Source organism: Streptomyces sp. NPDC028910, assembly GCF_055564955.1.
The window spans coordinates 374,445-399,847 of sequence record NZ_JBVHVF010000001.1 but is presented as its reverse complement, the minus strand read 5'-3'; the positions used below and the strand labels follow the sequence as shown (position 1 = coordinate 399,847).

The 25,403-nt window shown below is 71.6% G+C and carries 23 protein-coding genes and 1 pseudogene; 13 read left to right on the top strand and 11 right to left on the bottom strand.

From position 1 onward, the window contains the following. Positions 1-19: 19 nt before the first annotated feature. Both ACZ4TV_RS01880 and fahA read right to left on the bottom strand, forming a co-directional pair. Entirely contained in the window at positions 20-595 is a 576-nt protein-coding gene (locus ACZ4TV_RS01880; RefSeq protein WP_468129577.1) for a hypothetical protein, read from the bottom strand. 178 nt (positions 596-773) lie between these two features. Further along, complete coding sequence (gene fahA, locus ACZ4TV_RS01875) at positions 774-1,997, bottom strand: fumarylacetoacetase (protein ID WP_468129575.1); 1,224 nt, start codon at positions 1,995-1,997, stop codon at positions 774-776. Positions 1,998-2,138: 141 nt separating this feature from the next. On the opposite strand from fahA, the gene ACZ4TV_RS01870 reads away from it, so the two are divergent. Further along, positions 2,139-2,957, top strand: a complete 819-nt coding sequence (locus tag ACZ4TV_RS01870; protein WP_468129573.1) for a Cof-type HAD-IIB family hydrolase — start codon at positions 2,139-2,141, stop codon at positions 2,955-2,957. 72 nt (positions 2,958-3,029) lie between these two features. On the opposite strand, the gene ACZ4TV_RS01865 is transcribed toward ACZ4TV_RS01870, so the two are convergent. Beyond that, on the bottom strand, positions 3,030-5,063 hold the full coding sequence (locus ACZ4TV_RS01865) for a CocE/NonD family hydrolase (protein WP_468129571.1): 2,034 nt from the start codon (positions 5,061-5,063) through the stop codon (positions 3,030-3,032). A 255-nt stretch (positions 5,064-5,318) separates the two neighbouring features. Here ACZ4TV_RS01865 and ACZ4TV_RS01860 point away from each other — a divergent pair, with 255 nt between their 5' ends. The 4 genes from ACZ4TV_RS01860 (at position 5,319) to ACZ4TV_RS01845 (ending at position 8,506) form a co-directional block, all read left to right on the top strand. Then, positions 5,319-6,329: a polyprenyl synthetase family protein gene (locus ACZ4TV_RS01860; RefSeq protein WP_468129569.1), complete on the top strand. Its 1,011-nt coding sequence runs from the start codon at positions 5,319-5,321 to the stop codon at positions 6,327-6,329. A gap of 220 nt (positions 6,330-6,549) precedes the next feature. Next, complete coding sequence (locus tag ACZ4TV_RS01855; RefSeq protein ID WP_468129567.1) at positions 6,550-7,779, top strand: LolA family protein; 1,230 nt, start codon at positions 6,550-6,552, stop codon at positions 7,777-7,779. Between the two features lie 128 nt (positions 7,780-7,907). Beyond that, positions 7,908-8,111, top strand: a complete 204-nt coding sequence (locus ACZ4TV_RS01850; RefSeq protein WP_234343264.1) for a hypothetical protein — start codon at positions 7,908-7,910, stop codon at positions 8,109-8,111. Then, positions 8,108-8,506: a hypothetical protein gene (locus tag ACZ4TV_RS01845; RefSeq protein WP_468129565.1), complete on the top strand. Its 399-nt coding sequence runs from the start codon at positions 8,108-8,110 to the stop codon at positions 8,504-8,506. The genes ACZ4TV_RS01850 and ACZ4TV_RS01845 overlap by 4 nt, the downstream gene beginning before the upstream one ends. Positions 8,507-8,532: 26 nt before the next feature. Here the strand turns inward: ACZ4TV_RS01845 and ACZ4TV_RS01840 are convergent, their stop codons facing one another. The 8 genes and pseudogenes from ACZ4TV_RS01840 to ACZ4TV_RS01805 form a co-directional block, all read right to left on the bottom strand. Then, positions 8,533-9,849, bottom strand: coding sequence for a M28 family metallopeptidase (locus tag ACZ4TV_RS01840; RefSeq protein WP_468129563.1), 1,317 nt, complete (start codon positions 9,847-9,849; stop codon positions 8,533-8,535). 270 nt (positions 9,850-10,119) lie between these two features. After that, positions 10,120-11,064 carry an EamA family transporter RarD gene (gene rarD, locus ACZ4TV_RS01835; protein ID WP_468129560.1) on the bottom strand — a complete coding sequence of 315 codons (945 nt, stop codon included), beginning with the start codon at positions 11,062-11,064 and terminating at the stop codon, positions 10,120-10,122. A 124-nt stretch (positions 11,065-11,188) separates the two neighbouring features. Further along, positions 11,189-11,464 (bottom strand): annotated as a pseudogene (locus tag ACZ4TV_RS01830) (KR domain-containing protein); the annotation flags it as partial. Between the two features lie 73 nt (positions 11,465-11,537). After that, positions 11,538-12,626, bottom strand: a complete 1,089-nt coding sequence (locus ACZ4TV_RS01825) for a 2-oxoacid:ferredoxin oxidoreductase subunit beta (RefSeq protein WP_468129558.1) — start codon at positions 12,624-12,626, stop codon at positions 11,538-11,540. Continuing rightward, on the bottom strand, positions 12,619-14,562 hold the full coding sequence (locus ACZ4TV_RS01820) for a 2-oxoacid:acceptor oxidoreductase subunit alpha (protein WP_468129556.1): 1,944 nt from the start codon (positions 14,560-14,562) through the stop codon (positions 12,619-12,621). Before ACZ4TV_RS01820 ends, ACZ4TV_RS01825 begins: the two co-directional genes overlap by 8 nt. A 152-nt stretch (positions 14,563-14,714) precedes the next feature. Then, entirely contained in the window at positions 14,715-15,374 is a 660-nt protein-coding gene (locus ACZ4TV_RS01815) for a response regulator transcription factor (protein WP_468129910.1), read from the bottom strand. 265 nt (positions 15,375-15,639) lie between these two features. Beyond that, entirely contained in the window at positions 15,640-16,944 is a 1,305-nt protein-coding gene (locus ACZ4TV_RS01810; RefSeq protein ID WP_468129554.1) for a sensor histidine kinase, read from the bottom strand. Between the two features lie 242 nt (positions 16,945-17,186). Beyond that, positions 17,187-18,365, bottom strand: coding sequence for a sensor histidine kinase (locus ACZ4TV_RS01805; RefSeq protein WP_468129552.1), 1,179 nt, complete (start codon positions 18,363-18,365; stop codon positions 17,187-17,189). Positions 18,366-18,512: 147 nt separating this feature from the next. Between ACZ4TV_RS01805 and ACZ4TV_RS01800 the strand changes: the two genes are divergently transcribed. From ACZ4TV_RS01800 to ACZ4TV_RS01765, 8 genes are read left to right on the top strand one after another with little or no spacing between them, the layout of a single operon-like run. After that, on the top strand, positions 18,513-18,920 hold the full coding sequence (locus tag ACZ4TV_RS01800) for an NADH-quinone oxidoreductase subunit A (protein WP_030710243.1): 408 nt from the start codon (positions 18,513-18,515) through the stop codon (positions 18,918-18,920). Continuing rightward, positions 18,911-19,513: an NADH-quinone oxidoreductase subunit B gene (locus tag ACZ4TV_RS01795; protein WP_468129550.1), complete on the top strand. Its 603-nt coding sequence runs from the start codon at positions 18,911-18,913 to the stop codon at positions 19,511-19,513. The genes ACZ4TV_RS01800 and ACZ4TV_RS01795 overlap by 10 nt, the downstream gene beginning before the upstream one ends. Then, positions 19,510-20,838, top strand: a complete 1,329-nt coding sequence (locus ACZ4TV_RS01790; protein ID WP_468129548.1) for an NADH-quinone oxidoreductase subunit C — start codon at positions 19,510-19,512, stop codon at positions 20,836-20,838. Before ACZ4TV_RS01795 ends, ACZ4TV_RS01790 begins: the two co-directional genes overlap by 4 nt. After that, positions 20,835-21,803 carry a complex I subunit 1/NuoH family protein gene (locus ACZ4TV_RS01785; RefSeq protein ID WP_468129546.1) on the top strand — a complete coding sequence of 323 codons (969 nt, stop codon included), beginning with the start codon at positions 20,835-20,837 and terminating at the stop codon, positions 21,801-21,803. The genes ACZ4TV_RS01790 and ACZ4TV_RS01785 overlap by 4 nt, the downstream gene beginning before the upstream one ends. Then, positions 21,800-22,414 carry a NuoI/complex I 23 kDa subunit family protein gene (locus tag ACZ4TV_RS01780; RefSeq protein ID WP_468129908.1) on the top strand — a complete coding sequence of 205 codons (615 nt, stop codon included), beginning with the start codon at positions 21,800-21,802 and terminating at the stop codon, positions 22,412-22,414. Before ACZ4TV_RS01785 ends, ACZ4TV_RS01780 begins: the two co-directional genes overlap by 4 nt. Continuing rightward, positions 22,411-23,019 carry an NADH-quinone oxidoreductase subunit J family protein gene (locus tag ACZ4TV_RS01775; protein WP_468129544.1) on the top strand — a complete coding sequence of 203 codons (609 nt, stop codon included), beginning with the start codon at positions 22,411-22,413 and terminating at the stop codon, positions 23,017-23,019. The genes ACZ4TV_RS01780 and ACZ4TV_RS01775 overlap by 4 nt, the downstream gene beginning before the upstream one ends. Continuing rightward, positions 23,019-23,366 (top strand): NADH-quinone oxidoreductase subunit NuoK, encoded by a 348-nt coding sequence (gene nuoK, locus ACZ4TV_RS01770; RefSeq protein WP_030726044.1) that lies wholly within the window; start codon positions 23,019-23,021, stop codon positions 23,364-23,366. Before ACZ4TV_RS01775 ends, nuoK begins: the two co-directional genes overlap by 1 nt. Next, positions 23,363-25,390 carry an NADH-quinone oxidoreductase subunit 5 family protein gene (locus ACZ4TV_RS01765; RefSeq protein WP_468129541.1) on the top strand — a complete coding sequence of 676 codons (2,028 nt, stop codon included), beginning with the start codon at positions 23,363-23,365 and terminating at the stop codon, positions 25,388-25,390. Before nuoK ends, ACZ4TV_RS01765 begins: the two co-directional genes overlap by 4 nt. The last annotated feature ends 13 nt before the right edge of the window (positions 25,391-25,403 follow it).

The window sequence follows — 25,403 nt, the reverse complement described above, 5'->3', positions numbered from 1 at the left end:
GGGGGGACGAGCCCTTCGCTCATGGGTGCTTGTGGGCGGTGGGGCACTTGATGGCGGGGTTCCAGTTGTGGAAGGGGCCCGCCGGGTTGTCCTTGTAGGCCCACATATGGAGGTCGAAGTGGATCGGCATGCCGGGGGTATGGCCCGGCATCGGACCGTCGAAGGGGAGGCCGAACATCGTGGGGCGGCCCGCCTTCGTGGCCAGGTTCTGATCGGGGTCCGAGACCATCCACTCGACCGCGTAGAGCTTGCGGCCACCGCCCGGGCCCTTCTCCGCGCCGTAGATCAAGGCCACCGGCTTCGTCGGGTCGGTCGAGCCCCAGAGGGCGTCGTTCATGTAGTGGTAGCCCATGGCGCCGGGACCGCGCGGATTGGCCATGCAGTCGTCGGTGCGCTTGTAGCCGTCCGCGATGGCCGCCCGCTCGTCCTCGTACTTCGCCGTCACCCGGTAGGCCGCCGCCATGTCGAGCATCGCCTTGCGGTCCTTCGGGTCGGGCGCGGGGCCGTCCACCGCCCGGGCCGGGGCCAGTGCGGCCAGGGCTATCGACCCGGCGGCGGCGCAGAGGAGAGTGGTCTTCAGACGCAGTGAGGGCATCGGGGCTCCTGCCGTGATGGGGCTTTGAGACCACCATCACGGGACCGCGTGAGGCGTGCACTCCGCACACCACCAAACGGGGGCACGCGGCCCCGGGGGCCCCGGGGGCCGCCACCGCGGCCCCCGTGGCTCCCCGCGGCCCTCCGTGGACCCCCTGGACCCCGCGTGGGCAGCGCGACTAGCGGGTTCCCACGATGCGGCCGGTGACCTCGCCGAGGCCGACGCGCGTACCGTCCGGGCCGGGGGCCCACGCGGTGAGGGTGACGGTGTCCCCGTCCTCCAGGAACGTGCGCTTGCCGTCCGCGAGCTCGATGGCGTCGCGGCCGTTCCACGTCAGCTCCAGCAGCGAGCCGCGCTGGCCGGTCTCCGGACCGCTGACGGTGCCGGAGCCGAAGACGTCGCCGGTGCGCAGGGAGGCACCGTTGACGGTCATGTGCGCGAGCTGCTGGGCGGCGGTCCAGTACATCGACGCGAACGGCGGCCGGGCCACCTCCTGCCCGTTGATGGAGACGGTGATGTGCAGGTCGAAGCCGCCGGGGCGGTCGAGGGCGGCGTCGTCGAGGTAGGGCAGGAGCGGGAAGTCCCGGGCGGGCGGGGTGACACGGGCGGAGTCCAGGGCCTCCAGCGGGGTCACCCAGGCGGAGACGGAGGTGGCGAAGGACTTGCCGAGGAAGGGGCCGAGCGGCACGTACTCCCAGGCCTGGATGTCGCGCGCCGACCAGTCGTTGAGCAGGAACAGCCCGAAGACGTGGTCCTCGAACGCGCCGAGCGGCACCGGGTGGCCCAGTTCGGAGGGCGCGCCGACGACGAAGCCGACCTCGGCCTCGATGTCGAGCTTGACGGAGGGGCCGAAGACGGGCGCCGGGTCGGCGGGCGCCTTGCGCTGCCCGGAGGGCCGTACGACATCGGTGCCGGAGACCACGATCGTGCCGGAGCGGCCGTGGTAACCGATCGGCAGGTGCTTCCAGTTGGGGGTCAGCGCGTCCCCGTCGGGCCGGAAGATCTTCCCCACGTTGGTGGCGTGGTGCTCGCTCGCGTAGAAGTCGACGTAGTCGGCGACCTCGTACGGCAGGTGCAGCGTGACCTCGTCGAGCGGCAGCACGTGCGGCTCGACCGTGGGCCGGTGGCCGGGGTCGGTCACCCAGGCGGTCAGCGCGCGGCGCACGTCGCGCCAGGCGGTGCGCCCGGCGGCCAGCAGCGGGTTGAGGGAGGACTGCCCGAGCAGCCCGGCGTACGGCGAACCGAGCGCGGCCGCGGCCGCCCCCGCGTCGAGCACGTGCCCGCCGATCCGCACGCCGATCCGGCGACGGCCTTCCCCGGCGGTCGAGAAGACGCCGTACGGGAGGTTGTGCGGCCCGAACGGGTCGCCCTCGGGAACATCGAGGGGGCTCTGCTGGGGCATGGGGTACTGCCTCGCTTTCGACGCGGTCCGGGGGTGTCCCGGGGGCTGGTTGACACGTTACGTGGCCAGTGGGGCGTGCGGGAGGCCGGATTCGGGTTCTATTTGTAGGACTTGTCCAAAGGGGTCCGTATCCTTGGCGCCGTGACTTCCGCCCCGCCTCCGGCCCTCCCCTATGCCTTGATCGCCACTGACCTGGACGGGACTCTGCTGCGCGCCGGGGACACCGTCTCCGCCCGCTCGTACGAGGCGCTCGCGACGGCTCGCGCGGCCGGCGCCCAGCACATCATCGTCACCGGCCGCCCGGTTCCACAGGTCCGACATGTCCTGGACGGGCTCGGGTACACGGGGCTCGCGGTGTGCGGGCAGGGCGCGCAGGTGTACGACGCGGCGTGCGGACGCCTGCTGCACTCCGTGTCCATGGACCGGGAACTGGCCGAGGTGGCCCTCGGCAAGATCGAGGCGGAGATCGGCGAGGTCTACGCGGCGGTCAACCAGGAGGGGGTGGACGCCGAGATGCTGATAGGGCCTGGCTACCGGATGTGGCACCCGCACCTGCCGACGGTGCGTGTGCCGAGGCGGGCCGACCTGTGGGCCTCGCCGATCAACAAGGTGCTGCTCCAGCACCCGGAGCTGGACGACGACGAGCTGACGCGCGTCGCACGGTCGGTGGTGGGCGACCTGGTCAACGTGACGATGGCCGGGGAGCACACCGTGGAACTCCAGCCGCCGGGCGTCGACAAGGCGAGCGGGCTGGCACTGGCGGCGGCGGTCCTGGGGCTCGGACCGTCGTCGACGATCGCCTTCGGCGACATGCCGAACGACATCCCGATGTTCGCGTGGGCGGCGCGGGGGGTGGCGATGGCGAACGCGCACCGGGAGCTGGTGGCGGTGGCCGACGAGGTGACCCTCTCGAACGAGGAGGACGGCATCGCGGTGGTCCTGGAGCGGTTGTTCGGCTGACCAAATCCAGCCCCGCCGGCGTTTGAGGCGCGGGGTCTGGGGCGGAGCCCCGGGGCCGCCCGCCAGGGCGGTTCAGCCCGCGGCACGCGGCAGGCGGCGTTCCCACGTGCGGTGGAAGACCACCTCGTCCCCCTCCCGGCACACCACCTCGTTCGACGTCAGGAAGCCGCCCTCGTCGCACGAGATCTCCGACCGGGTCTCCACCCGCGCGTCCCACCCCAGTTCGGGCCGGTGGAGCCGGATCCGCCACTGCGACCGGGTCCGCGCCGACAACGCGTCGCCGTCCTGGATCTCGTACACCTCCACCGCGTCCTCGTCGCACTCCAGGCCGTCCGGGTACACCCGGGTGCCCCCGTACCGCGGGTCCACCTCCAGCCGCCACGTCCCGCGCGCGACGTCCCGTACGACCAGCCGTTCCGGGCGCGGTTCGTCCAGCGTGGCCGGGACGGCGACCCCCAGCGGCGGCGCCTGCTCCGGCGCCTCGAAAACGATCCCCCCGTCCACGGCGGCGGACCCGGCGGACGCGGCGGACCCCGCGGAGCCGGCCCGGACCGGGAGGGTCAGCGCGCTGCCCACCGGGTCCAGCGTCCAGCCGGCCTCGGACCCGGCCCGCGGCCAGATCCACGGCCAGTACGCGGAGGACACGGCGAGGCGGATCCGGTGCCCCGGCGCGAAGGCGTGCCCGATGCCGTTCAGCTCGAAGGTGACGTCCTCGTACGAGCCCACCGGCCACGGGACCGCCCGGTCCCGGCCCTGGCGGGCGGAGAGGTTCAGCGCGCCCCGCGTGACCAGGGTGGAGGCGCCGTCCGGGGCGACGTCGCACAGCCGGGCCACGACCTGCCCGTACGGCACGTCGAGCCGCAGCCGCAGGCTCACCGACGGCCGGCCCAGGACCTCCACCGGCCCCTCGCCCCCCACCGGGAACTCGAAGCAGGCCGACTTCGCGTCCTCCTCCCGCTGGTCCGGCGGCAGGTCGGCGTCCTTGCCGAAGGGGATGAACCGGCCCGCGTCCAGCCCGGTGTGCTGCGGGGAGGCGACGGCCACCGGCGCGCCCTGGAGCACGTACGGGACGGGGGTCACGGACGCCGGGGGCCAGGCCCTCTCCCCGACCCAGCGGCCCGGGAGCTCCTCGTACACCGTCGCCGGCGGGTGCGAGCCGCTGATCCAGGCGCGCAGTAGCGGCTCCTCCATCACCCCGTTGTCCGCCCCCTTGAGCCAGTGGTCCCACCAGCGCAGGGTCTCCTGGAGGAAGCCGATCGCCGGCCCGGGCGGCAGCCCGCGGTCCGGGTACTGGTGCGACCAGGGCCCGATCAGGCCCCGTACGCGGCCCGGCGGCAGGTGCTCGACCAGCCGCAGCACCGTGTCCCGGTACGGGTCGTGCCAGCCGCCCACCGCGAGCACCGCGGCGCCGATCGCCCCATAGTCCTCGCGGACGCTGCCGCGGCGCCAGTAGCCGTCGCGCGTCTGGTGGGAGAGCCAGGTGTGGATCAGCGGTTCCACCGCCTCCAGCCGGTCCAGCCACTGCCCGCGCCAGCCGTCGCCCACGAACAGCGGGTCCGGCGGCCGGGAGGCGAAGGCCAGCATGGCCGCCGCCCAGGCGTGCGTGTCCACGGCCAGCACCGAGCCGCCCATGGAGTGCACGTCGTTGTCGTACCGGTCGTCCGTCGAGCAGACGGTGACGATCGCCTTGAGCGGTTCGGGGGCCAGAGCGGCGATCCGGAGGGAGTTGGATCCGCCCCAGGAGATCCCGAACATCCCCACCGACCCGGTGCACCACCGCTGCGCCGCCAGCCACTCCACCACCGCGACCCCGTCGGCCAGCTCGCGGGCGTCGTACGCGTCGCCGGGGCGGCCCCTGCTGCACCCGTGCCCGCGCACGTCGACCCGTACGGAGGCGTAGCCGTGCCCCGCGTACCAGGGGTGGCGCTGCCAGTCACGCGGCGCGGTCCAGTCGGTGAGCCGGTACGGGAGGTACTCCAGCAGGGCCGGAACCGGCTCGTCCGTCACCGGGCGCCAGATCCGGGCGTACAGCTCCACGCCGTCGGGGAGCGGGATCCGGACATCCTCGCGGGTGGTCTCGTACGGGAAGTCGGTACGGATGATCATCAGGGTCAGCCACCCATCGCCTCGGGCTCAGCGGGCTCCTCCGCGCCGGTTGCCATTCTGGGCAAAATGGATTCTCCGGCTTTTTCGGCTCTACAAGAACATACCGGTGCTCATCGGGCAGTGTGGGGAGGGTGGCCGGGAAGGCGCTCTCGGTGATCGAAAACAGACCCGATACGCTGGCTTGAGTGATGGCAGCGACACATCGACAATCCATGTGATCGTCAGCGTGATCGTCAGCAGACAGGAGTACCCCTCGTGACCGTCGTCGGGCCGTTCGGACTGAGCGTGCGGGACCAGGCTCTTGAGACCGATGTCCAGGCCGGACTGGCCGCCGTCGAGGCGGGTCTGCTGGAGGCCACCAAGAGCGAAGTCCCCTTCATCACCGAGGCCGCACAACACCTGGTCCGGGCCGGAGGCAAGCGGTTCCGGCCGCTGCTCGTGATGCTCGCGTCCCGTTTCGGCGATCCGTACGCGCCCGGAATCGTGCCGTCCGCCGTGGTGGTCGAGCTCACGCACCTGGCGACGCTCTACCACGACGACGTCATGGACGAGGCGGACGTGCGCCGGGGAGTGGACAGCGCCAACACCCGCTGGGGCAACTCGGTGGCCGTCCTCACGGGTGACTTCCTGTTCGCCCGCGCCTCGCACATCCTGGCCGACCTCGGGCCCGAGGCCGTACGCATCCAGGCCGAGGCCTTCGAGCGGCTGGTGACGGGGCAGATCCTGGAGACGGCCGGTCCGCGCGACGGCCGCGACCCGGTCGCCCACTACCTGGACGTCATCGCGGGCAAGACGGGTTCGCTGATCGCGGTCTCCGGCCGCTTCGGCGCGCTCATGTCCGGCGCGGACGAGTCCGTCGTCGACATCCTGACCCAGTACGGCGAGCGGCTCGGCACCGCCTTCCAGCTCGCCGACGACGTCCTGGACATCGCCTCCGACGCGCACGAGTCCGGCAAGACCCCGGGCACCGACCTGCGCGAGGGCATCCCGACGCTGCCCGTGCTGCGGCTGCGCGAGATGGCCGCCCAGGGCGGCGCCCCGGAGGACCTGGAGCTCGTAGGCCTCCTGGACGGGGACCTGACGGACGACGCCCGCCACGCCGAGGTGCTCGCCCGGCTGCGGGCGCACCCGGCCCTGGAGCAGGCCCGCCGCGACACCATCCGGTACGCGCAGGACGCGCGGGCCACGCTCGCGCCGCTGCCCGAGTGCTTCGCGAAGTCGGCGCTCGAAGAGCTCTGCGACGCGGTCGTGCACCGCGCCGGCTAGAACCGGCAGTTGCGGAACGGGCCCTTCCGCCCCATGACCCCTACGGGTCGGGGCGGGAGGGCCCTTCGCATGTCATCCCACGGTCGTACGCGCAGTTGCGTCCGGGGACTGACGCCCGCGCGCCGCCGGTTTGGTGAGATGGATTCATCAACCCCACCAGATCGGGTGAGCGCGGCGACACGGGGGTCGCCGCCGTCGACACAGAGGGCAGGGCACTGACATGGCAGCGAACACGAAGACTTCTCGCAAGGTCGCCCGGTACGCCGTACCGGTCGCGGTGGCGGGTGTGGCCGCGGCGACCGTAGCGATGGTCCCGGCCTTCGCCAACGCCGGCGGGCCCGACCTGCCGAAGGTGACGGCGCAGCAGCTCATCGAGAAGGTCGCCGCCTCGGAGGTGCAGCAGCTGTCGGGCACGGCCAAGATCAGCACGGACCTGGGCCTGCCGAAGATCGCGACCGGGCTGCTCGGCGGCGGTGGCGTCGCGGGAGGCTCGGCCAACCCGGAGGACAAGCTCGCGCAGCTGGCGAACGGTACGCACACCTTCCGCGTCGCGGCCGACGGCCCGGACCGCCAGAGGCTCACGTTCCTGGACGGCAAGGACGAGTACAGCCTCATCCACAACGGCGACGACGTGTGGGGCTACGACTCCAAGTCCAACGAGGTCTTCCACGAGAAGAGCCCCGAGGCGGGCAAGGGCGAGGGCAACGGCAAGGGCGCGGGCAAGGGCAACGGCAAGGAGCACAAGACGGGGGACCGGCTGGCCGCCTCGCCCCAGCAGCTGGCCGAGGAGATCCTGAAGGCCGCGGGCCCGACCACCGACATCAGCGTGGGCGACACCGCGCAGGTGGCCGGACGGGACGCCTACCAGCTGGTGCTCAAGCCGAAGCAGAGCGGCTCCACGGTCGGCTCGGTGCAGATCGCGGTGGACGCCAAGAACGGCGTACCGCTGCGCGTGCAGCTGCTCTCCGCCCAGGGCGGCAAGCCGATCGTGGACGCCGGCTTCACCAAGGTCGACTTCGCCAAGCCGTCCGCCGACACCTTCGCCTTCACCGTGCCCAAGGGCGCCAAGCTGACCGAGGGCGGGAAGGGGTCCGGCCTCGACGAGGGCAAGGAGTTCAAGGCGCTGGAGTCCTTCCCGGGCCTGAGCGGCCTGATGGGCGGGGCGAACGGCGACGGCGACGTGAAGGTGCTCGGCGAGGGCTGGGCGACCATCGCGCGGATCGACTCCGGGGCGGGCAAGGGCCTCAAGGACCTGGAGAACGACAAGAACGCCCCCAAGGAGGCCAAGCAGTTCCTCGACTCCCTCGGGGACAAGGTCACCGGGAAGTTCGGTGAGGGCCGGGTCCTGTCGACCCGCCTGGTCAACGCCCTGGTCACGGACGACGGCAAGGTCTACGTCGGCGCGGTGACCAAGGACGCGCTGGTGAAGGCGGCCGACGCCAACAAGTAGGCACCACGTGGTCGAGGAGTAGTCGCCCGACGCGAGAGCGCGCCGGAAGGGTGGGCGGGGATGTGTCCCTGCCCACCCTTCCGGCTTTCCTGCTGCCCGTACAGCGCGCCCGCTGTACGGTGTTGGGCATGTCGAGACACGTCACCATCCGCCTGAACGAAGAGTTCCACGAACGCCTGAAGGCGCGCGCGGCGGCACTGGGGACGACGGTCACCGCGCTGATCACCGAGGTCACGGAACGCGAACTCGACGAGGACCGGGAGAACTTCCTTTCCGGCATAGAGGAGTTCGCCGACCACTGGGGCTACTTCCAGGAGCGGTTCGGCAATTGAAGATCACCATGGAGTGGGCCTGGACCGCTCTGGCCCACCATCTCCCGTCCGATCCCGCCGTGTGGGACCCCTCCGGGGTGGCAGCCGCCGTCGCCCGGCACCAGAACGACCTCGTCCTGGTGCCCGAACAGCCCGCCCCGGACACCGCGTGGCGGGCCGCCGCGTTTCTGCACACCCTCGCGGTGTGCCCGGCGCTGGAATCCCCGATGAACGAGTTCTACGCGGCCGCCGCGACCCGCTCGTACCTGCGCGTCGCCGGGGCCAGGCAACTGCCCTCACCGGAGGTCCTCGGCGACCTGGTCGAGGCGGCCAAGCTGGGCCGGGCGGACATCGGCGCGGTCGCCGAGGAGCTGCGGGCCCGCATACAGGACCCGCAGCCCGCGTCGCGCGGCTAGGGGGTGTCCCCCTGGTGCCGGCAGCCCTAGAAGGTGATCTTCCAGCTGTTGATGTAGCCGACGTCCTGCGCGGCCACGTCCTTGACCTGGAGCTTCCAGATCCCGTTGGCCACCTCCGCGGAGGCGTTGACGGTGTAGGACTGGACGAGGTTGTCGGCGCTGCCACCGCTGCGGTTGTGCAGGTTGTAGACGGTGCCGTCGGGGGCGACCAGGTCGACCACCAGGTCACCGCGGTAGGTGTGGACGATGTTCACGTCGACCTTGGTGGTGGCGGGCGCGTTGCCGGTGACACCGGAAGCCGTGATCGACGAGCTCACCGCGGGGGCGGGGGAGTCCGGAATGCTCACGTCCGTCGTGTTCTCGAAGGACGGGCCCGGCGGGACCGGGGTGGCCGCGCCGAGGTGCCAGATCGCGTACGCGACGGCGTCGGCGTTGCGGTCGAGGGCGGTGTCGTTGATGTTCGACAGGCCGTCGCAGGAGGAGTGGTAGCAGCGGTCGAAGGCCTGACCGGCGGTGCCGCCCCACTTCTGGGCCTGCGCGGAGGTCTTGGTGTTGCTGGCGCCGGTGAACAGGCCGCCGACGGGGATGCCCACGTTCTTGAAGGAGGCGTGGTCGGAGCGGCCGTCGCCCTCGGTCTCGATCTCGGTCGGGACCCCGAGGCCGGCGTAGTAGTTCTTGAAGGTCTGCTCGATCGTCGGGTCGTCGTCGTAGACGAAGTAGCCCGGGTTCGGCGAGCCGATCATGTCGAAGTTCAGGTACCCGGCGAACTTGGCCCGCTCGGCGGTCGGCAGGTTGTTCACGTAGTACTTCGACCCGACCAGGCCCAGCTCCTCCGCGCCCCACCAGCCGAAGCGCAGGTGCTTGGTGGGCTGCAGGCCGGCCCTGGAGACGGCCAGGGCCGTCTCCAGGACGGCCGCGCTGCCGGAGCCGTTGTCGTTGATGCCCGCTCCCGAGGACACCGAGTCCAGGTGCGCGCCGGCCATCAGGACCGAGTTCGGGTCGCCGCCCGGCCAGTCGGCGATGAGGTTGTAGCCGGTGGCGCCGCTGGTGGTGAAGGTCTGCAGGGTGGTGGTGAAACCGGCCGCGTCGAGCTTGGCCTTCACGTAGTCGATCGACGCCTTGTAGCCGGCCCTGCCGTGGGCGCGGTTGCCGCCGTTGTTGGCGGCGATGGTCGAGAGCTGCGACAGGTGGGCCTTGACGTTGGCCAGCGGTATGTCGGGCGGCGTCGGCGCCGCGGCGACCGCCGTGGGGGCGGCGAGTGCGGCGGGGGCGGTGGAGGCGAACAGGCCCGCGACCGCGAAAACGGTCACGGCAGCAAGGCGCCGGGAGACGGACAGGCTCATGTGGGGGCTCCGGGATTCCGCGGGGATTTGACGGAACGTGCGGGATAGAGCAGGTGAGCGTTCGTGCGTCAGTGCGAGCCTGATGGTCAGCGAGAGTGTGACTGTCCGTCAAGACCATAATTCGGTCAGGGCAGTTCGGAAAACGGACGATCCCCGGCACGGGTGGTCCGTGCCGGGGATCGTGAGGGTGGAGCGTTTGCTGGTGCGTGGCCCGCGCGTGGCCCGCGCGTGGCCCGCGCCTGGCCCGTTGCGCGGCCGTGGAGCCGCCCGTTACGCGGGCTCGCGGGCCGGTGCCGGCACGACGGCCGGCGCCACCTCGAAGCCGGCCCGCGTCCGCCGCGCCGTACGCAGCGCGTCCCAGGTCAGGAGGGCGAGCGCGGCCCACACCAGGGAGAAGCCGGCCCAGCGCTCGGGCGGCATGGCCTCGTGGAAGTACAGGACGCCGAGCCCGAACTGGAACACCGGGGCCATGTACTGAAGCAGTCCGAGGGTGGACAGCGGGACCCGGATGGCGGCCGCCCCGAAGCACACCAGCGGGATCGCGGTGACCAGCCCGGTCGCGGCCAGCAGGAGCGCGTGTCCGACGCCGTGCGAGGCGAAGGTGGACTGGCCCTGGACGCCCAGCCACAGCACGTATCCGAGGGCGGGCAGGAACAGTACGGCCGTCTCGGCGGCCAGCGATTCCAGGCCACCCATGTTGAGCTTCTTCTTGATCAGCCCGTACGTCGCGAAGGAGAAGGCCAGGATCAGCGAGATCCACGGCGGGCGCCCGTAGCCGATGGCGAGCACCAGCACGGCGACGAAACTGAGGCCGACCGCCACCCACTGCGCGTGGCGCAGCCGCTCACCGAGCACCAGCACCCCGATGGCGATGCTGACCAGCGGGTTGATGAAGTAGCCGAGGCTCGCCTCGACGACCTGTCCGTTGTTGACGGCCCAGATGTAGACGCCCCAGTTCACGGTGATGATCAGGGCGGCCAGCGCGGTCAGGCCGAGCTTGCGGGGCTGGTGGACCAGCTCCCGTATCCAGCCCCAGCGGCGCAGCGCGAGCAGCGCCAGCCCCACCACGGCCAGGGACCAGACCATGCGGTGGGCGAGGATCTCGACGGCCCCGGAAGGCTTGAGGAGCGGCCAGAAGAGGGGGACCAGCCCCCACATCCCGTATGCGCCGAATCCGTAGAGCAAACCCGTGCGCTGCTCGTTCTCCGCCTTCACGGGGCCTCCTGTGCGACTTCCAGCCAACTTCACGACCGTATCGCTGCACGGGCCGGATGTCATGCCCGTTATCGCGAGATACTCATGACACTTTCGGGGCGTGCGGGGCCGCGTCCGCCACGGGTCAGGCCAGCGCGGAGCTGATCGCCTCGGCCACCGGGGTCGTCGGCCGCCCGATCAGCCGGGCCAGGTCCCCGCTGGTGCCCGCCAGCCGGCCCCGCGCGATCGCCGCGTCCACGTCGACGAGGATGGCCGCGAAGCCCTCGGGCACTCCGGCGCCGGTCAGGATCGACAGGTGCTCGTCGGCCGGGACCTCGGTGTACGCGATCTCCTTGCCGCTCTGCGCCGACACCTCGGCCGTGTACTCCGTGAGGCTCCAGGCGGTGTCGCCGGAGAGCTCGCCGGTCACCACGCCGAAGCCCGGATCTCCTGGGAGATCCGGGCTTCGAGGCGGCCGTGTCGCGTCGGGCAGGTCAGCCGACGACGGTCCACGTGTCGTTGCCGGTCAGCAGGGCGCCGAGGTCGCCCTTGCCCTTCTGGTCGATGGCCGTGTCGAGCTGGTCGGCCATGAGGGTGTCGTAGACGGGCCGTTCGACGCTGCGGAAGACCCCGATGGGGGTCTGGTGCAGGGTGTCCGGGTCGGCAAGGCGGGAGAGCGCGAAGGCAGTGGTGGGGCTGGCGGCCTTCGCGTCGTGGATCAGGACCTGCGCCTCATTGGCCGGGGTGACCTCGACGACTTCCAGGTCTCCGGTGGCCGGATTGCGCACGACGCCCTTCGCGTCGTCCGTGCCGAAGCGGATCGGCCGGCCGTGCTCCAGCCTGATCACGGCGTCGCGCGCCTGGTCCTGGTCCTTGAGGACCTCGAAGGCGCCGTCGTTGAAAATGTTGCAGTTCTGGTAGATCTCGATGAGGGCCGTGCCCTGGTGGTCGGCCGCCTGGCGCAGCACCTCGGTCAGGTGCTTGCGGTCGGAGTCGACGGTGCGGGCGACGAACGAGGCCTCGGCGCCGATCGCCAGCGACACCGGATTGAAGGGCGCGTCCAGCGAGCCCATCGGCGTCGACTTGGTGATCTTGCCGATCTCCGACGTGGGGGAGTACTGCCCCTTGGTCAGGCCGTAGATCCTGTTGTTGAAGAGGAGGATCTTGAGGTTGACGTTGCGGCGCAGGGCGTGGATGAGGTGGTTGCCGCCGATGGACAGCGCGTCGCCGTCGCCCGTGACGACCCAGACGGACAGGTCGCGGCGGGACGTGGCGAGGCCGGTGGCGATGGCGGGCGCGCGGCCGTGGATGGAGTGCATCCCGTACGTGTTCATGTAGTACGGGAAGCGCGAGGAGCACCCGATGCCGGAGACGAAGACGATGTTCTCCTTCGCCAGCCCCAGCTCGGGCATGAAGCCCTGGACGGCGGCGAGCACGGCGTAGTCACCGCAGCCGGGACACCAGCGGACCTCCTGGTCCGACTTGAAGTCCTTCATGGACTGCTTGGACTCGGCCTTGGGCACCAGCGAGAGCAGCGTGCGGGCTCCCTCGGTGACCCGAGCCCCTTCGGTCACCTCAGTCATCGATGGCCTCCTTGAGAACCGTGGCGAGCTGCTCCGCCTTGAACGGCATTCCGTTGACCTGGTTGTACGACTGGGCGTCGACCAGGTATTTCGCCCGGACCAGGGTGGCGAGCTGCCCGAGGTTCATCTCCGGCACCACTACCTTCTCGTAACGCTTCAGGACCTCCCCGAGATTCCTGGGGAAGGGGTTGAGGTGGCGCAGATGGGCCTGGGCGATGGGGAGTCCGGCGCTCCGCAGCCGGCGGACGGCGGCCGTGATGGGGCCGTAGGTGGACCCCCAGCCGAGGACCAGGGTGGTGGCTCCGTCCGGGTCGTCCACGTCGAGGTCGGGCACCTCGATGCCGTCGATCTTGGCCTGGCGGGTACGGACCATGAGGTCGTGGTTGGCCGGGTCGTAGGAGATGTTGCCGGTGCCGTCCTGCTTCTCGATGCCGCCGATGCGGTGCTCCAGGCCCGGGGTGCCGGGGACGGCCCAGGGCCGGGCGAGGGTCTCCGGGTCCCGCTTGTAGGGCCAGAACACCTCGGTGCCGTCGGCGAGGGTGTGGTTCGCGTCCGTGGCGAACTTGACCTTCAGGTCGGGCAGGTCCGTGACCTCCGGGATCCGCCACGGTTCGGATCCGTTGGCGAGGTAGCCGTCGGAGAGCAGGAAGACCGGGGTCCGGTAGGTGAGGGCGATCCGGGCCGCGTCGAGGGCGGCGTCGAAGCAGTCCGCGGGGGTCCGCGGGGCCACGATCGGGACGGGGGCCTCGCCGTTGCGGCCGAACATGGCCTGGAGGAGGTCCGCCTGCTCCGTCTTCGTCGGCAGGCCGGTGGAGGGACCGCCGCGCTGGATGTCCACGATCAGCAGCGGAAGCTCCAGCGACACCGCGAGACCGATCGTCTCCGACTTGAGCGCCACACCGGGCCCGGAGGTGGTGGTCACCCCGAGCGCCCCGCCGAAGGCCGCGCCGAGCGCCGCGCCGATACCGGCGATCTCGTCCTCGGCCTGGAAGGTCCGCACGCCGAAGTTCTTGTGCTTCGACAGCTCGTGCAGGATGTCGGAGGCCGGGGTGATCGGGTAGGAGCCCAGGTAGAGGGGCAGGTCGGCCTGCTGGCTCGCGGCGATGAGTCCGTACGAGAGGGCCAGGTTGCCGGAGATGTTGCGGTAGGTGCCGGTGGGGAAGGCGCTGGTCGCGGGGGCGACCTCGTAGGAGACCGCGAAGTCCTCCGTCGTCTCGCCGAAGTTCCAGCCGGCCCGGAAGGCGACGATGTTCGCCTCGGCGATCTCGGGCTTCTTCGCGAACTTCTGGCGCAGGAAGGCCTCGGTGGCCTCGGTGGGCCGGTGGTACATCCACGACAGCAGGCCCAGCGCGAACATGTTCTTGCTGCGCTCGGCCTCCTTGCGGGAGAGCCCGAAGTCCTTCAGCGCCTCGACCGTCAGGGTGGTCAGCGGCACCGGGTGGAGGTTGTACGCCGCCAGCGAGCCGTCCTCCAGCGGCGAGGTCTCGTAGCCGACCTTGGCCATGGGGCGCTTGGTGAACTCGTCGGTGTTGACGATGATCTCCCCGCCGCGCGGCACGTCCCCGATGTTCGCCTTCAGCGCCGCCGGATTCATCGCCACCAGCACGTTCGGGGCGTCGCCCGGGGTGAGGATGTCGTGGTCGGCGAAGTGCAGCTGGAAGGAGGAGACGCCCGGCAGGGTTCCGGCGGGGGCGCGGATCTCGGCGGGGAAGTTCGGCAGCGTGGACAGGTCGTTACCGAACGACGCCGTCTCCGAGGTGAACCGGTCACCGGTGAGCTGCATACCGTCACCGGAGTCACCCGCGAATCGGATGATCACACGATCGAGACGGCGTACTTCCTTGCCGCCGGGACTCGCCGGGGAGCGCTGTCCACCGACAACCGCACCCCCAGCCCCGTCGGCCTGCTCGGCTGGGCTGCTGACCTGGCTGGTCACTGAACTGGACCTCCTTCGAGGCGTGAGCACCCCCTAGAACCAACCCTACGTCGGCAGGATTCAGGTCCCCAGGAGCGGCCACATTCTGGACCGTAGGACCGCCCGTTGGGACGGCCCGACCGGTATGCCGTATCTGACAGATTGTCAGTCGATCAAGATTTCAGATAGGTGAGAACGGCCAGTACACGCCGGTGATCCCCGTCACTCGGTGAGAGGCCCAGCTTCATGAAGATGTTGCTGACGTGCTTTTCCACCGCTCCGTCGCTCACGACCAGCTGCTTCGCCACGGCGGAATTGGTGCGGCCTTCGGCCATCAGCCCGAGCACCTCGCGCTCGCGCGGGGTCAGACCCGCCAGGACGTCCTGCTTCCGGCTGCGGCCGAGCAGCTGGGCGACGACCTCGGGGTCCAGGGCCGTACCGCCCCGGGCCACCCGCACCACCGCGTCCAGGAACTCCCGCACCTCGGCCACCCGGTCCTTGAGCAGGTACCCCACCCCGGTGCTGGAACCGGCCAGGAGCTCGGTGGCGTACTGCTCCTCCACGTACTGAGACAGCACGAGCACGCCTATCCCGGGGTAGGCGCGGCGCAGCCGCACGGCGGCCCGTACGCCCTCGTCGGTGTGGGTGGGCGGCATCCGTACGTCGGCCACGACCACATCCGGCAGCGCGTCCTCGGCCGCCAGCTCCGCCACCGTCTTGAGCAGGGCTTCCGCGTCCCCGACGCCCGCCACGACGTCATGCCCCCGGTCGGTCAGCAGCCGGGTCAGGCCCTCACGCAGCAGCACTGAATCCTCGGCGATGACCACCCGCACGCTGTCTTCCACGACTCAGCAGCTCCCGCGTCCACTCGTTTTCCCGTTCTACCGGACTCAGCCAAGCATCCCAGCCTTAAGTCCCAGTGAAGGCAGAGCCGGGACAAGACGTGGGCGTACGGGGAGAGTTTTCTCGTACGGGGCCGAGGGGCGGCGCGGGCGGGGGTGGCCACGGGCCGGGGCGGGGCGGGGCGGCGTGGGCATGGGCGGGGGCGGCTGGAGCCGGCAAGATCCGCAAGAGGTACGTCAAGAGGTACGTTACGTGTCAGGCGGCGCGCCAGGGCAGCTCCGCCGTGACCGTCGTCCCGCCGTCCGCGGGAGAGTCGACGACCAGCACCCCGTCCACGGCGTCCAGCCGCTCCGTCAGGCCCGCCAGCCCCGTCCCGGCCCGGGGGCTCGCGCCTCCCCGGCCGTCGTCGGCGACCTGGATCAGCAGCCGGTCGCCCGACTTCCACACGTCCACCGAGGCCGACCGGGCCCGGGCGTGCTCGCTGATGTTCCGCAGCAGCTCCGAGACCGTGAAGTACGCGATCCCCTCGATCGCCGCCGCGGGCCGGGCCGGGAGATCCACGGCCACCCGTACCGGCACCGTGCAGCGCGCGGCCACCGACGACAACGCCGCGTCGAGTCCGCGGTCGGTCAGTACGGCCGGGTGGATCCCGCGGGCCAGCTCGCGCAGCTCCCGGAGGGCGATCTTCACCTCTCCGTGCGCCTCGTCCACCAGCCGGGCTGCGGCCCGCGGGTCCTCGGTCAGCTTCTCCTTCGCCAGGCCCAGATCCATCGCGAGCGCCGCCAGCCGGGCCTGCGCCCCATCGTGCAGATCGCGCTCGATGCGCCGCAGGTCGGCGGCGGCGGTGTCCACGACCACCCCCCGGTCGGACTCCAGCTCGGTGACGCGGCTGGCCAGGCGGGACCGCCCGAGCAGGCCGCCGACCATGACCCGGTCGACGGTGGTCAGGGCCCGGATCACCCACGGGGTGGCGAGGGTGAAGGCCAGTCCGACCAGACAGGTGAGGGCGATCGCGAAGGGAGAGTCCAGGTAGAAGGCGTAGTCGTCGTTCTGGAAGAGCTGCAGACCGGGCTGGTCGGTGTAGGCCGGGAAGACCCAGAACCAGACCGGGTACAGCAGGAGGGCCCAACCGCACGCCCAGAACGTCAGTGCCAGGCAGAAGCCGAACAGCGCCCACGGGAAGTGGACGACGCTGTACAGCGCGTGGCGCCACGCGCTCCCGCTCTTGAGCAGGGCACCCATGGCGGCGAGGGGGCCGGGCTTCTTCGCCCGGATCGGCGCCGGGCCGGCGATGTCCGCCCCGAGCAGCGCGCGCACCCGGACCCGCTCCAGCTGTCCGAAACCGCGGCACATGGCGAGCACCCCGGCGAGGACCGGAACACCGAGGAAGGTGACGAGCAGCCCGGCGCCGAGGCTCACGCCCGTGACGGTGAGCGAGAAGTACAGCGTGCTCAGCGGCAGCCCGACCAGCAGGTACGCGAACTCCCGCCAGGTCCGCCCCGCGACCGGAGCCCGAAGCACCGCACCGACACCACCGCCCGTGCCCTTGCCGTTGTCCATGATCCCGCCCCGCCTCTCCGGTCTTCCGCTACTCCCTCACCCTGCCGCCCCGCCCCCACCCGAACCATGCGGCGAGTAGGCATCTCCACCCGGGGGTTAACCCCACCAGGCCCCCTCACCCGTCCCCCGCCGCACAACTCCAGCCCCGCCGGCGTTTGAGGCGCGGGGTCTGGGGCGGAGCCCCAGGAAGCGGCGCCGCACATTCCAGCCTCGCCGGCGTTTGAGGCGCGGGGCCCGGGGGCTCACCCCCGGTCCCGCCACGGCAGCTCCGCCGTGACCACCGTCCCCGCCCCCTCGGGAGAGTCCAGCACGAGGACCCCGTCCACCGCCCCCAACCGCTCCGCGAGCCCCGCCAACCCCGTCCCCTTCGACATGGCCGCCCCGCCCCGCCCGTCGTCCGACACCCGGATCAGCAGCCTCGCCCCCGCCCGCCACACCTCCACGCTCGCGCCCCGCGCCCCCGCCCCCGCGTGCTTGCTCACGTTCTGCAGCAGCTCGGACACCACGAAGTACGCGATCCCCTCGATCGCCTCCGCCGGCCGAGCCGCCGGCAGGTCCACCGACACCTTCACCGGCACCACGCACCGCGCCGCCACCGACGACAGCGCCGCGTCCAGCCCCCGGTCCGTCAGCACCGCCGGGTGGATCCCCCGCGCGAGGTCCCGCAGCTCCTGGAGCGCCAGCTTCACTTCCCCGTGGGCCTCGTCGACCATCGCCGCCGCGCCCTCCGGGTCCTCCAGCAGCTTCTCCTTCGCCAGGCCCAGCCCCATGGCCAGCGCCACCAGCCGCGCCTGCGCCCCGTCGTGCAGATCCCGCTCGATGCGCCGCAGGTCGGCCGCCGCGGTGTCCACCACCACGCCCCGGTCGGATTCCAGCTCCGCGATCCGCCGCTCCAGGTCGTCGGAGGGCGACAGCAGCCCCCGTACCATCGCCCGGTCCGCGTTCGCCATCAGCCGCACCAAGTACGGCAGCACCGGCCACAGCACGAACAGGCCGGTCAGCGCTACCGTGAAGGTGAGTACCCCCCACGGCAGCCGGACCAGCTGGTAGAGCACGGTCCGCCAGCCGACCGGGTCCTTGATGCTCGTCCACAGCCAGGGGAAGAATCCGCCGGACCGCTTCGGACCGGGGATCGGGGTCGGCTCGTCCACCCGTACGCCCAGCAGCGCGCGGGCGCGTGCCCGGTCCAGCCGTCCCAATTGCCGAGACAGATAGAGACCGCATGCGAGCAGCGGAAGTCCGACCGCGGTCACGGAAAGACCGCCCGTGCCGGAAACCATGACAACTGCGTAAACAAAACCGACGATCGCCACCGGCAGATTGGTCACCAGATACGCGATCTCCTTCCAGGTCACGGCGCTGAAGACGGCGCGCACGGAGGGAGGCCGGTCGTTGTCGGGGAGGGCACGGCTCGTGGTCATGCGCCACAGCCTGTCAAGCGCGGGCAGGTGATGCCATGGGGTGGCCGGGGTGCTGTGAACGGGGGATAACCCCACCCCGTGTGAGGCAGGCCCTAGACTCCCGTCCGTACCAGATCGTCGACAGTGACCGAGGAGCGAGGAACGGACGTGCCCGAACCAACGGTATCGACCGTAACCGTGCTCGCGGCGGACTACTTCCGGAGCTATTCGGTCGTGGGTCTGCTGGCCGCCCTCGGTGTGCTCTTCGTGGCCGTGGCCTTCGGCGCCGGCCGCCTGCTGCGGCCCGTGGTCCCGACGCACGAGAAGCTGCTGACGTACGAATGCGGCGTGGACCCGGTCGGCGAGGGCTGGGCGCACACCCAGGTCCGCTACTACGTCTACGCCTTCCTCTACGTCATCTTCGCTGTCGACTCGATCTTCCTGTTCCCGTGGGCGACGGTGTTCGCCGCCGCCGGTTACGGCGCCACGACCCTGGTGGAGATGTTCATCTTCCTGGGCTTCCTGGCCGTCGGCCTGCTCTATGCGTACAAGAAGGGCGTCCTCGAATGGACGTGACACCGGCTGTGACGCCGACCGAGGGCGTTCTGCTCCCGGAGCCCAAGCGGCTCGGAGTCCTCTCCCGCCTGGCCCCGGAACCGATGAAGGTGGTCCTCAACTGGGGCCGCCGGTACAGCCTGTGGGTCTTCAACTTCGGCCTGGCCTGCTGCGCGATCGAGTTCATCGCCGCGTCCATGGCCCGGCACGACTTCATCCGCCTCGGCGTGATCCCCTTCGCGCCGGGTCCCCGCCAGGCGGACCTCATGATCGTCTCGGGCACCGTCACGGACAAGATGGCCCCGGCCGTGAAGCGCCTCTACGAGCAGATGCCCGAGCCGAAGTACGTCATCTCCTTCGGCGCTTGCTCCAACTGCGGCGGCCCGTACTGGGACTCGTACTCCGTGACCAAGGGCGTCGACCAGATCATCCCGGTCGACGTCTACGTCCCGGGCTGCCCGCCGCGCCCGGAGGCGCTCCTCCAGGGCATCCTCAAGCTCCAGGAGAAGATCGCCCGCGAGTCGCTGGCGGACCGCTACGCGGCGGGGCCGTCGGTCTCCCAGCTCACGAGCGGCCTGGTCACGCCCCCGTCCGCGCCGGGAGCTCAGGCATGAACCTCTACGACTCCCTTCCGGACGCGGCGCCGACGGTCTTCGGCGAGGAGGCCGTGGGCTCGTACGCGTACGATGTCCTGACGGTCGACGTTCCGGTCGGCTCCTGGATCTCCTCCCTCGAAATCGCCCGGGACAAGCTGGGCTGCACGTACTTCGACTGGCTGAGCGCGGTGGACGAGCCCGGCACCGGCTTCCGGATCTGCGCGCACGTCGTCTCGCTGGAGAACCACCGCGTACGCCGACTCCTGCTGCGCACGACCGTCCCGCACGCCTCTCCCTCGCTGCCCTCGGCCGTCGCCGTGTACGCGGGCGCGGAATGGCACGAGCGCGAGACCTTCGAGATGTTCGGGGTCGTCTTCACCGACCACCCGCACCTGGTGCACCTCCTCCTGCCGGAGAACTTCGAGGGCCACCCGCTGCGCAAGGACTTCGTGCTGGCCGCGCGCGTCGCCAAGGCCTGGCCCGGCGCCAAGGAACCGGGCGAGGCCCATGACCCGGACGCCCCGAAGCGCCGCCAGATGCTCCCGCCGGGCGTCCCGGATCCCAATGACTGGGGCCCGATGAAGGGCCAGCTCCCGCCTGCCGCGGCCCGCCCGGCCCGTACCCCGCGCGCGGCCGGCGCCGCCGGTGCGGCCGCCCGCACCCCGCGCGAGGGCACCCCGCCCCGCCGCACCCGCTCGGCCACCGAAGGCTCGGCCACGCAGTCCCCCGGCACGCTGTCCCCGGCGACGGAAACCGGGGCGACGGAGACCCTGGCTTCCCAGACCCTGGCTTCGCAGACCCCGGCTACGCAGACCCCGGCTTCGCAGACCTCGGCTTCGCAGACCCCGGGGACCGAGGCTCCGCCGCGCCCGCCGCGCCGCACCCGCTCGGTCGCGGAGGGCTCGGCGAGCCAGGCCGCTCCGGCAGCACCGGAGGCCGACGCCCCGCGTCCGCCCCGCCGCACCCGCTCGGCGGGCGACGGCTCGGCGAGCCAGACCCCCGCGCCCGAGCCGCAGCCGACCCGGCGGCGGGCCCCCCGCAGCGCGGACGCCCCCTGGCACGACCCGAAGCCCGCCTTCGAGGAACCGCAGCCCGGCCGAACCACCCCAACCGGCGAAGGCCCCACGAGCCCGCCCCCGGCCACCCCGAAGGACGCGCCGCCCGAGCCCAGGCCAGGCGCCGCCCCCGTCTCCGCCGAGCCGGCCGCAGGCGACGGCCCCGTCTCCGCCGAGACGAAGCCCGAGCCCGCCGCAGGCAAGCAGTCGACGGCCACGCCACCCACCCCCCCTGCCGAGCCCGCCGCAGGCGACCGGCCCACCAACGACCCCGGAGGCGACGCGTGAACGACGTCCTCGACGTCGCCCTGCGGCTGATCGTCGTCTTCGCCGTCTTCCTCGTGCTCCCGCTCGTCGTCGGGCAGACCGAGCACAAGGTGATGGCCCACATGCAGGGCCGCCTCGGCCCCATGTACGCCGGCGGCTTCCACGGCTGGGCCCAGCTCGTCGCCGACGGCGTGAAGTTCGCGCAGAAGGAAGACATCGTCCCGGCCAACGCCGACCGCCGGATCTTCCAGCTGGCTCCCGCCGTCGCCCTGCTGCCGTACCTCCTCGTCCTCCTCGCCATCCCCATCGGCCCCGGCGAGGGCGCCGTCGGCCAGATCATCGACGCGGGCGTGTTCTTCGTGCTCGCCGTCATGGGCGTCGGTGTCCTCGGCTCCCTCATGGCCGGCTGGGCCTCCGCGAACAAGTTCTCCCTGCTCGGCGGCCTGCGCACCGCCGCCCAGCTGCTCGCCTACGAACTCCCCATGCTGCTGGCTGCCGCGTCCGTGGCCATGGCCGCCGGGACGGTCTCCCTCCCCGGCATCGTCGAGAGCTTCGAGTGGTGGTGGCTGCCCTGGCAGATCGTCGGCGCGCTCGTCTTCTTCACCGCCGGCCTCGCCGAACTGCAGCGGCCCCCCTTCGACATGCCCGTCGCCGACTCCGAGATCATCTTCGGCGCGTACACCGAGTACACGGGCCTGCGCTTCGCACTGTTCCTCCTCGCCGAGTACGCCGGCATCGTCGTGCTCTGCGCCCTCACCACCGTCCTCTTCCTCGGCGGCTGGCAGGGCCCCTTCGGCGCCGACGGCCTCGGCTGGGTCTGGACCCTGCTCAAGACCGCGATCCTCGCCTTCGTCGTGATCTGGCTCCGCGTCAGCTACCCACGCCTGCGCGAGGACCAGCTCCAGAAGCTCGCCTGGACCACACTCATCCCGCTCGCGCTCGCCCAGATCGCGCTCACCGGCATCGTGAAGGTGGCGATCAACTGATGCCCATCCCCGGATCCGGCCTCGCCAAGGGTCTGGCCGTCACGCTGCGCACGATGACGAAGCGCTCGCACACGGCCCAGTACCCCGACGTCCAGCCCGCACTCCCGCCCCGCTCCCGCGGCGTCATCGGACTGTTCGAGGAGAATTGCACGGTCTGCATGCTCTGCGCCCGTGAGTGCCCCGACTGGTGCATCTACATCGACTCCCACAAGGAGACGGTCCCCGCGTCCACCCCCGGTGGCCGCGAGCGCAGCCGTAACGTCCTCGACCGCTTCGCCATCGACTTCTCCCTCTGCATGTACTGCGGTATCTGCATCGAGGTGTGCCCCTTCGACGCCCTCTTCTGGTCGCCGGAGTTCGAGTACGCGGAGACCGACATCCACGAGCTGACCCACGAGCGCGACAAGCTCCGCGAGTGGATGTGGACCGTCCCGGCCCCGCCCGCGCTGGACCCGGCCGCCGAGGAGCCCAAGGAGATCGCCGCCGCCCGCAAGGCCGTGGAGAAGGCCGAAGCCGCCGCGGCAGCCGCCGCCGCTGCCGAAGCCGAAGCCGCTGCCCAGGCCGCCGAAACCGAACCGCCGACCACCCCGACCCCGGAGGGAGACGCGTGACCCCCGCCGCCACCCTGGCCGCAGCCGCCGCCAACGGGCCCGGCTTCCTCTCCCCGACCGGCGTCGAGATCTCCTTCGTCCTCGTCGGCCTCGCCACCCTCGGCGCGGCCCTCGTCACGGTCACCACCAAGCAGCTGGTGCACGCCGCCCTCTGGCTGGTCGTCGCGCTCGGCGGCATCGCCGTCGAGTACCTGCTGCTGACCGCCGAGTTCATCGCCTGGGTCCAGGTCCTCATCTACCTCGGTTCCGTGGTCGTCCTCCTCCTCTTCGGGCTGATGCTCACCAAGGCGCCCATCGGCCGCTCCCCGGACGCGGACTCCGGCAACCGCTGGATCGCGCTCGGCGTGGCCGCCGTCTCGGCCGTGGCGCTGGTCTGGGTCGTCGTCGACGCCTTCCGCACGACCTGGATCGACCTCGACGGCCCGGTCCAGGGCTCCACGAAGGTCTCCGGCGAGATCCTCTTCCAGCACTGGGTGCTGCCCTTCGAGGCGCTCTCCGTCCTCCTCCTCGCGGCCCTGATCGGGGCCATCATGCTGTCCCGCAGGGACGACCCCGCCGATGCCGCCACCCCGGCCGGCTCCGGCGAGAAGAAGGGTCAGCGCTGATGCACCTCGCCTACCCCGCCGTGCTCGCGGCGCTGCTCTTCTGCACGGGCCTGTACGGAGTACTCGCCCGCCGCAACGCCATCCTGGTCCTGATGTCCGTCGAGCTGATGCTCAACGCCGTCAACCTCAACCTGGTGGCCTTCGACGTCTGGCTGCGCGACGCCCTGCACGCCGGCCAGGCCCTCACCCTCTTCACCATCGCCATCGCCGCCGCCGAGATCGGCATCGGCCTCGCGATCGTGCTGATGGTGTACCGCAACCGGGGCACCTCGGACGTCGACCGGCTGCGCGACACCGCCGAGGGCCACGAGCCCGCCGCGAACAACCAGAGCGAGGTCACCGCGTGAGCACCACGACCCTCGCGGTCCTCGTCCCGCTGCTCCCCTTCCTGGGCGCGGTGGCGGGACTGCTGTTCGGCCGCAGCGCCCCCGGATTCGTCCGGCCGCTCGCGATCCTGCCGACGCTCGGCGCCGCCGTACTGGCCGTGCTCGTCGCCTTCCGGCACGGCGGCGGCAAAGCGATCGACACCGCGACCGAGCTGACCCCGACCGGCTCGGTGCCGATCGAGCTCTCGCTCCACCTGGACGGCTTCGCCGTGCTGGTCGCCGTCCTGGTCGGTGTCGTCGCCACGTGCGTACAGCTCTACTCGACGGCGTACCTCCGTGAGGACCCGCGCTACCCGTCGTATGCCGCTCTCGTCTCACTGTTCACCTCCGCCATGCTGCTCGTCGTCTACTCCGGCGACCTGATGGTGCTGCTGGTCGGCTGGGAGATCATGGGCATCTGCTCGTACTTCCTGGTCGGCCACTACTGGGAGACCGAGGCGGCCCGCTCCGCCTCCCTGAAGGCCTTCCTCGTCACCAAGCTCGGTGACGTCCCCTTCCTCATCGGCCTGTTCGCGCTCGCCGCCGACGCCGGCTCCTTCCGGATCACGAAGATCCTTGGCACCGTCGCCGCGGGCGGGCTCGACCACCCGACGCTGATCGCGCTGCTCCTGCTCGCCGGCGTCGCGGGCAAGTCCGCGCAGTTCCCGCTGCACACCTGGCTCCCCGACGCCATGGCGGGCCCCACCCCGGTCTCCGCGCTGATCCACGCCGCGACGATGGTCGCCGCCGGTGTCTACTTCATCGCCCGCCTCCTGCCCGTCTTCGCGGCCTCCCGCGCCGCGCTGGTGGTCATGGCCGTCATGGCGGCCGTCACGATGATCGGCTCCGCCCTCGCCGCCCTCGCCCAGGACGACATCAAGCGGGTGCTCGCCTACTCCACGGTCGGCCAGCTCGGCTACATGACCGGCGCCCTGGCCGTCGGCGACCGCGGCGCCGCCGTCTTCCACCTCCTGTCCCACGGCGCCTTCAAGGCGCTCCTCTTCCTCGGCGCGGGCGTGATCATCCACGCCGCCGGTACGAACTCCCTGGCCGCCATGTCCCGGATGGACGGCCTGGCCAAGCGCATCCCCGACGCCTTCTGGACGATGACGATCGCGCTGCTCGCGCTCGCCGCGATCCCGCCCTTCGCCGGCTTCTTCTCCAAGGAAGCCGTCCTCGTCGCCGCCGAGCACACCGCGACCGGCCACTCGGACCTCGCTCCCGGCGCTGCCGGCTGGGTGGTGCTGGCCGCCGGCGTGCTGACCGCCCTGCTCACCGCCGCCTACGCCACCCGGCTGTGGCTGATGGCCTTCCGCGGCCGGGGCGCCGCCGCCCCCGACCACGGCAAGGAGCCCGTCGCCATGACCGGCGTGCTGTGGCTGCTGGCGATCCCGTCGATCGGCTTCGGCCTCGCGGCGGGCCCCCTCGCCGACTGGTTCGATGGCAGGGAACTCACCCCGACCCTGACCACCTCGGTCCTCGGAACGGGCGCCGCGGCCATCGGCGCGATGCTCACCTACGCCCTCTGGCAGCGCGCCGCCGCCCGCGTCCCCGCCGGTGCCGCCCTCGCCGGCGCCCCCAGCACCGGCCCCGCGCCGGACGCCAGCGTGGCCGCCGCGGTCGCCGAGTCCGCCGCCGAGACCCCCGAGGTCGCCGAGGTCACCCACGACCACCCCGCCGTCCCGGCCGGGACCGCCCCCGACCCCGGACGCGCGCTCCTCGGCCCGCTGTACCGCCACGCGGCCCACGGCTTCCACCTCGACGCCGTCTACGACCGGCTCTTCGTGCGCCCCGTCCGGGCGGCGGCGAGCCTCGTCCGCTTCCTCGACCGCGAGGTCGTGGACACGTACGTCCGCGGCGCGGGCGCCGGCCCCCGGCTGCTCGGCAGCCTCGTACGCCGGGCCCAGACCGGCAACGTGCAGAGCTACCTGAGTGCCCTGCTCGCCGGCGCCGTGGTCCTGGCGATCGCCACCGCCGTCCTCGCCAACGTCAACGCCGGATCGTGAGCCGTGAGTCAGC